At 39.6% G+C, this 6,169-nt stretch carries 6 protein-coding genes; 5 read left to right on the top strand and 1 reads right to left on the bottom strand.

From position 1 onward, the window contains the following. Nucleotides 1-146: 146 nt before the first annotated feature. Nucleotides 147-644 (bottom strand): hypothetical protein, encoded by a 498-nt coding sequence (locus H6F47_RS17515; RefSeq protein ID WP_096565955.1) that lies wholly within the window; start codon nucleotides 642-644, stop codon nucleotides 147-149. 478 nt (nucleotides 645-1,122) lie between these two features. On the opposite strand from H6F47_RS17515, the gene H6F47_RS17510 reads away from it, so the two are divergent. The 5 genes from H6F47_RS17510 to H6F47_RS17490 all read left to right on the top strand — a co-directional run bounded on the left by H6F47_RS17510 (nucleotide 1,123) and on the right by H6F47_RS17490 (nucleotide 5,929). Beyond that, nucleotides 1,123-1,755 carry a type I restriction enzyme HsdR N-terminal domain-containing protein gene (locus H6F47_RS17510; RefSeq protein ID WP_137667546.1) on the top strand — a complete coding sequence of 211 codons (633 nt, stop codon included), beginning with the start codon at nucleotides 1,123-1,125 and terminating at the stop codon, nucleotides 1,753-1,755. A gap of 10 nt (nucleotides 1,756-1,765) precedes the next feature. Then, entirely contained in the window at nucleotides 1,766-2,194 is a 429-nt protein-coding gene (locus tag H6F47_RS17505; RefSeq protein WP_137667547.1) for a Uma2 family endonuclease, read from the top strand. Nucleotides 2,195-2,377: 183 nt separating this feature from the next. Beyond that, nucleotides 2,378-4,870 (top strand): hypothetical protein, encoded by a 2,493-nt coding sequence (locus tag H6F47_RS17500; protein WP_242027422.1) that lies wholly within the window; start codon nucleotides 2,378-2,380, stop codon nucleotides 4,868-4,870. Nucleotides 4,871-4,967: 97 nt separating this feature from the next. After that, the gene (gene psaI / locus H6F47_RS17495; RefSeq protein ID WP_096565957.1) at nucleotides 4,968-5,108 is read left to right on the top strand and encodes a photosystem I reaction center subunit VIII; all 141 of its coding nucleotides are present in this window, start codon (nucleotides 4,968-4,970) and stop codon (nucleotides 5,106-5,108) included. 188 nt (nucleotides 5,109-5,296) lie between these two features. Further along, nucleotides 5,297-5,929 carry a bifunctional 4-hydroxy-2-oxoglutarate aldolase/2-dehydro-3-deoxy-phosphogluconate aldolase gene (locus tag H6F47_RS17490; protein WP_096565959.1) on the top strand — a complete coding sequence of 211 codons (633 nt, stop codon included), beginning with the start codon at nucleotides 5,297-5,299 and terminating at the stop codon, nucleotides 5,927-5,929. The last annotated feature ends 240 nt before the right edge of the window (nucleotides 5,930-6,169 follow it).

The raw sequence follows: 6,169 nt of genomic DNA, 5'->3' as shown, positions 1-6,169 counted from the left end.
GCGTCTGGCTAAGGCGTGAAAGTCTACTGAGGGATAACTGCTCCCATGCTCCCGTTGAAGTAGAAAGTAAAGTCTAGTTTTGTCTAGGTTTTATATAGCAGTTATTCTTAATTACGAATTACGAATTACGAATTACGAATTACGAATTACGAATTACGAATTATGCCATTTGTCCACTGAGTGATCCCACGCCAATATGCCCTAATGGGAATTTGATAAACTTCAATAAAAATCCAAACTATAATTGCTGAATGTGACAAAAATGTGAGTAATGTCCAAACATAAGGTATCCAAGAAAGAGGAACATCTGGTTTTGGTGGTAAATAATAAGCGCCAATGCCAATTAAAGTAGTCGGGAAAATCACAAAAGCAATTGCAGCTAACACATAACCCCATGCTAATTCCACACCTTCTAACTGGGCTTGATTCCACTTAAAACCATTCCACTGCCACACCAGGGGCGGTTGTCTAGAAGGCATCTTGATTTGCTGTGATTCTAAATTGACAGTAAAAATTTCGTGACAAAAGTCACAAGACATAGTTTCCATTAACGGCATAGCAGAGATTTTACCGATCCGACAAACAGGACAGGGGTATTCTTCCTGAAAATTTAAAGAGGTAGAAAAAATTTGGGAATTGGTCATAATCAAACTGGTACTTCTAAAAAATGGTTCATCAGTACATAGTATGCTAAACTAATATTTAAACTTCCAAGTAAGCAAGCATCTTAATAGGTAAAAACCGATAATTAATTGTCCGAATGCTTCGCCCCTACATTGTTGACGCGAAACGTAAATCAAAATGTGGTTTATTTACCTGAAAATAGCTGTAATATTGGTAACTAATAATGTGAGAGAGTGTAGCAGAATTGATGGGTTAAAGTTTGAAGATTGGGAAGTTAGTTAAATGGGTAAGTATCAGGAGGATGAGTAGGAGCATCTCAATTAGGCTTGACAGAAGGGTTGAGAGGAATCTAATGTAGAGTTGCCTGAAACCGATTCTCTATACGGGTTATACAAATTGCGATTACATTGTTTGTGAGAAATATGGGAGTAAGGGTTTCAGGCTTAATAGGTTTTTCTATACACTTGAGCCTAAAATTTCGTCAGGAGAAATATCAAGATGGTTCAGTCTATTGCAGCCAAGGATGTGACACTACGGGAATTAAAGCAAAATTTTGGCATTCAAATCGTTCAAGATGCTACCTTTTTTCCTGAGTGGTTGGATGGGCTTGAGGCTTTGAAAGAGGAAGAGCAACATTTATTAGATCGGGTGAAGGCTAATTTTTTAGAATTGATGGATGATCCCCCAATGCTAGAAAATACGGTGAAGATGGTGGTACTTGCGCCCTTGTTAGATTTAGCTGGTTTTTATCATAGGCCATTTAGGATTGAAACAGAAACGAGTGTGGCTTTAGAAATGGAGGATGAAGGAACGATTATTCGGGGGCGGATTGATGTTTTGGTGTTAAAAAATCGGCTTTGGTTGTTGGTAATTGAATCAAAACGGAGTGATTTTGCGGTGACACGCGCAATTCCTCAAGCTTTAGCTTATATGTTGAGTAATGAGGAAACTGTGCTACCAACCTTTGGCATGATTACCAATGGTAATGAGTTTTTATTTTTAAAGGTATTGGAACATAAATATGCTAACTCTCGGCTGTTTTCTTTGGTAAACCCTGATAATGAGCTTTATAGTGTATTGCAGGTATTAAAGCGTTTGGGGATGGAGGTGATAGCGTTCAGCGCAACATAGGAATCGCTCTTTGGGAAAAACTTTTTGGTTTACTGTTAATCAAATTACTAAACCTCAGAAAATTGCCAAAGCTTTTCCAGAACTACGCTGTATTTTTGGTGGATTAGCAATTGTGCCAGATATAGCGGTATTTCGTTGGGAGCGAATCCCTCGGTTGCCATCAGGACGCATCGCCAATCGGTTTGAACTCCATCCAGATTGGGTAATGGAAATTCTCTCTCCCGAACAGAAATATAAACAAGTTCTCAGCAAATTACTACACTGTGCGGAGTATGGAACTGAGTTAGGTTGGTTGGTTGATAGTGACGATGAAAGTATTTTGGTAGTAGATAGCGATCGCCGAGTTAAGGAACTTAAAAATAGCGATTACTTGCCAGTTCTCACAGGGATTGAATTAAATATTACTGTTCAAGAAGTCTTTAGCTGGTTGAGTTTATAACGCACATTTCGCACCTTGGGATGTCACAATCTTGTGCTGTAAAACATCCCGTGACGTGGCGAAAATAAATATCCAGTGAAAAAAGTAGAAAAAGTTAATAAAGCTTACTTTCTTACCTCGTACTGAGTTAAACTGACAAACAAGTTAATACAAAAAATTAATCGGCTGATCCTGGGCTTGGGCATGACTCCAATGGAACAATGGCAATTTCTGATACAGAAGCAGGGCGATCGCAATTGGCAACCCCTGGAATCGCCAAATTTAAGAATTTTCGCAGGTAAGTACAGAGTTTTGGCTCGTTCTCACCTTGCTAATACAAATGTAGAAGTGCGGTTAATTCACTCCTCAATTCAGGAAGTTCCACCCAAACGCCGCATTTTTAAGCGTTTGCGTCGTACCAATGCAGAGGGGCTGATGGCAGTAATTCCCTTTACTGACCTCAACCCGGGAATTTGGGAATTACGTTGCTCTGCCGACTTAATGACAAATATGCTGGGGAAATCCTGGCAATATAGCCTCATCCTTAAAGTTTTGCCCCTAGAGTTGAATGAGCAACCATTATTAGGTAGTGGTGATCAATTTAACGAAGAGTCCCAGGTGACACCCACTCAGGAAGATGAATTTGCAGTTGCTTCACCCAGCAACCTGGACATCAATCCTTTGTCTACAGCAACCGTAGAAGATACAATCATCAATCAGCCGGTTAGCCCAGTATTATTCAAAGGGGAAACAGCCGAACAAATTTTACAAAGCGTTCTCGATTTAGCTTTACCCAGTTCTGAATCTTGGGATGAAGAACAGTCAGATGAGGATATTTCACCAGTCGCATCCCCACCCTCACCCCTCCATTTATCTCTAGAACGGGATACCTATATTGCTCGTTGGGGAAAAACTTTGACAATAAATGGGTATGTGGAACTGGCAGAAATTGACAATTTGGCAAATGAAATATTATCTACAACTAATATTAATCATTGTTTTCAACTGCAACTAATTAGTCAACTGCGATCGCCTTTAGAATCCAATATCTTAGCTCAATTCACACAGCCTTTAACAGATCAAATCTTACCTTTTACATTTAGTAGCATTATTGAAATTCCTAAAAACTGTGAATCTAAGTTGATTTTGGCCAATATTAATTTATATGGCACACTGACTAAAGCCGGCGAAGTCATACTGTTAGCCAGCCATACTTTTATAATTACAGCAGATGTCACAGAATTACTGACCGTTACCTCAGCAAAATCTAGAGAAAAATCTAGTCCACCAGACTTGTTACCTGATGATAACTTACCACCAACTGAGGATGGAGCAACCAAACCAGAACCACCTCATCGTGTAAGTTTAGAACTATTCAATATCGTCAAAACCCCCAAATTAGCACAGTTTCATATTTTAAAACCAGCAGCTAACAAACCTCTACCCCCAAGAATAAAACCAGTCATTGTTTTGGATGGAAGTTCACCCACACTGCCAAAATTACCCCGGATTCACAAAAATGCGATCGCTGGCAATTCTGCCAATGCAGACTCCAGCTTATCAGCAGGAACTGTCAATAATGCTAGTCAGATACCACCCATAAATCTGGACAAACTGGTGATCAAACAGGTCACAACTTCTTTCCCATACTTGAAACGTTTAAAACCTGCAACAGAACCAAATTCAAAAACCAAAAACAATCTGCCAAAATTGATGGAAATTCAATTATCAAAGCCAGAAAATACACCAGAATTACTACCCAGCAAGGAACATGAAGAAACTTCTGCTGTGGAATTGATAGACAATGAATTGATAGAAAATACAATTCCTCAAGTTCCTATTCTCGATATCGAGGAATTAAACACACCAGAAATCATACCAGAAACATCTCCTCTGATTCAAAAATGGATCAAGAGTCAAGGGTACTTATTAGATGAAGGTATCGAGTTGGTATATCAAGAGGATAATACTAATGATGAAGTTGATACTCAAGACGCTAATAATGCTGATGATATCAGTGAATCAACAGATGAGCCTCCTGTAATTCTGAATGATGAAAATCCTGCTGTTCCACCCGCTTTTACAGATGAATTACTTCTCAATTTAAATTTAGATGCAGAAATAGAAATGGAAGAAGTTATAGATTTGCCAGAACACATGATTCTAGGCACAAGTGAACCAACCCCCGAACCAGAATCATCTCCCAACATATCTCAATTGTTGTCTCAAGAAATAGTTCTAGATGATACATATATGACCTTGAGCAATGAAGACAGCAATCAACCATCTGAACCACAGGAACAACTGCTGGATGTATCTCCTCCGGTACTAACATCTTTACCCACACCCCAACTGTTTTTACCCAATGGTGAATTACTTGCTGGCTCATCTATAAAAGTGCGCTTAGAACTGTCCCAAGCATCATCAACAGTTGTATTAAAGTTATGGGTGGAAGATTACCAAACTCGTGGGTTGCTAGACGGACCTCATCTGATCCAAGATTTACGGACTACCCCTTGGGGAAATTGGGAAGCGATCACTCAATTAATTGTACCTTTAGGTTGTCTAGAAGTGTTAGTAGGGGCGATCGCTCTCGATACGAATACCCAACAGGAAAGCCACAAAGTTACAATAGTTAAAACTGTCATACCTCCTAACTTACCGACAATAGAACTCGACGAGGTACTGGGAATGTAAACGGTTTTGTTAAAAATCTTGAGAATTTCCAAAAAGAGGCGGAATTTTGCAGTAAGCTCCTAAGTGAATTGTAGTGTGACTTCCAAGGACTCTTACTATGTCAACTTCATTTTTGCCTTCAATTCTGGCTTATTCTTCATTTTTGCCTTCCATTTTCGTTCCTTTGACTGGTTTGGTTTTCCCAGCAGTCGCTTTCGCGTTTATGTTTTTATATATTGAACGCGAAGATATTGCTTAATTTTTAAGTCATAGGTTATGGGTAATCGGTAATTAACTGCTGTGTTTTTTACCAATTACCCGTACCTATAGGCAGCCGATTTAATTTAATGACTAAGTGATAAAAGTGATAAAAGTAATAAATATGTATAAACAACGCGGTTTTAAGTGTGCATATTTCCAGGGTAATAATAGCAATGCCTATTTTTTATGTCTAATCAAGTTTGGTTGTCACAATTACAGAAACATCGAGCGATCGCAGTTATTCGCGCCCCGAAAATGGACTGGGGTGAAAAAATGGCTTTAGCGGTAGCATCTGGGGGAATGCAGTTAATAGAAATTACCTGGAATAGCGATCGCCCTGGGGAATTAATTTCTCAATTACGTAGTCAATTACCTGATTGTATAATTGGTACTGGTACACTGTTTAATGTGCAACAATTACAAGATGCGATCGCTGCTGGGGCGCAGTTTCTCTTCACTCCCCATACTGACCCAGAAATGATCAAAGTTGCAGTATCTCAAGATGTTCCTATTATTCCTGGCGCACTTACACCTACAGAAATTGTTACCGCCTGGACTCAGGGCGCAAGTTGTGTCAAAGTATTTCCTGTACAATCAGTGGGAGGTGCAAGTTATATCCACAGTTTACAAGCACCTCTTGGTCATATTCCCTTAATTCCTACCGGTGGTGTGACTTTAGAAAATGCTCAAGATTTTTTACAAGTTGGGGCGGTAGCCGTGGGTTTAAGTGGGGAATTATTCCCGAAAAATTGGGTTTTAGAAGGGAATTGGCACAAAATCACCGACCAAGCCAAAAATCTTACACAGAGGTTAAATTAGTTCCTGACCCCTCACAGATAACTTTTTCGGCAAACCCTAACTAGGGGTTGCTGAGAAAGTCTTTCCGTGAGGGCATAGGAGTCAGGAGTCAGTAGGGGCAAACCCCCCGTGGTTGCCCTCTTGTGTCAGGAGGAGATTTGAAAATTTCTTTGCCATCTCTTGAAATCCCAAAAAATGCACACTTTTTCCGGTATACCCTTCAAAACCCTTGCACTAATTTCTGTGTTTATCAGCCTCTAA

The organism is Sphaerospermopsis sp. FACHB-1094, from assembly GCF_014696195.1.
In the GTDB taxonomy this organism is placed as follows: domain Bacteria; phylum Cyanobacteriota; class Cyanobacteriia; order Cyanobacteriales; family Nostocaceae; genus Sphaerospermopsis; species Sphaerospermopsis kisseleviana.
The sequence above is the reverse complement of the archived record's forward strand: the minus strand, read 5'-3'. Positions and strand labels throughout refer to the sequence as shown.

Coding starts and splice junctions, on each gene's coding strand:
- H6F47_RS17515 (WP_096565955.1), bottom strand. CDS start 644: ATGACCAATTCCCAAATTTTTTCTACCTCTTTAAATTTTCAGGAAGAA.
- H6F47_RS17510 (WP_137667546.1), top strand. CDS start 1,123: ATGGTTCAGTCTATTGCAGCCAAGGATGTGACACTACGGGAATTAAAG.
- H6F47_RS17500 (WP_242027422.1), top strand. CDS start 2,378: ATGACTCCAATGGAACAATGGCAATTTCTGATACAGAAGCAGGGCGAT.
- psaI (WP_096565957.1), top strand. CDS start 4,968: ATGTCAACTTCATTTTTGCCTTCAATTCTGGCTTATTCTTCATTTTTG.
- H6F47_RS17490 (WP_096565959.1), top strand. CDS start 5,297: ATGTCTAATCAAGTTTGGTTGTCACAATTACAGAAACATCGAGCGATC.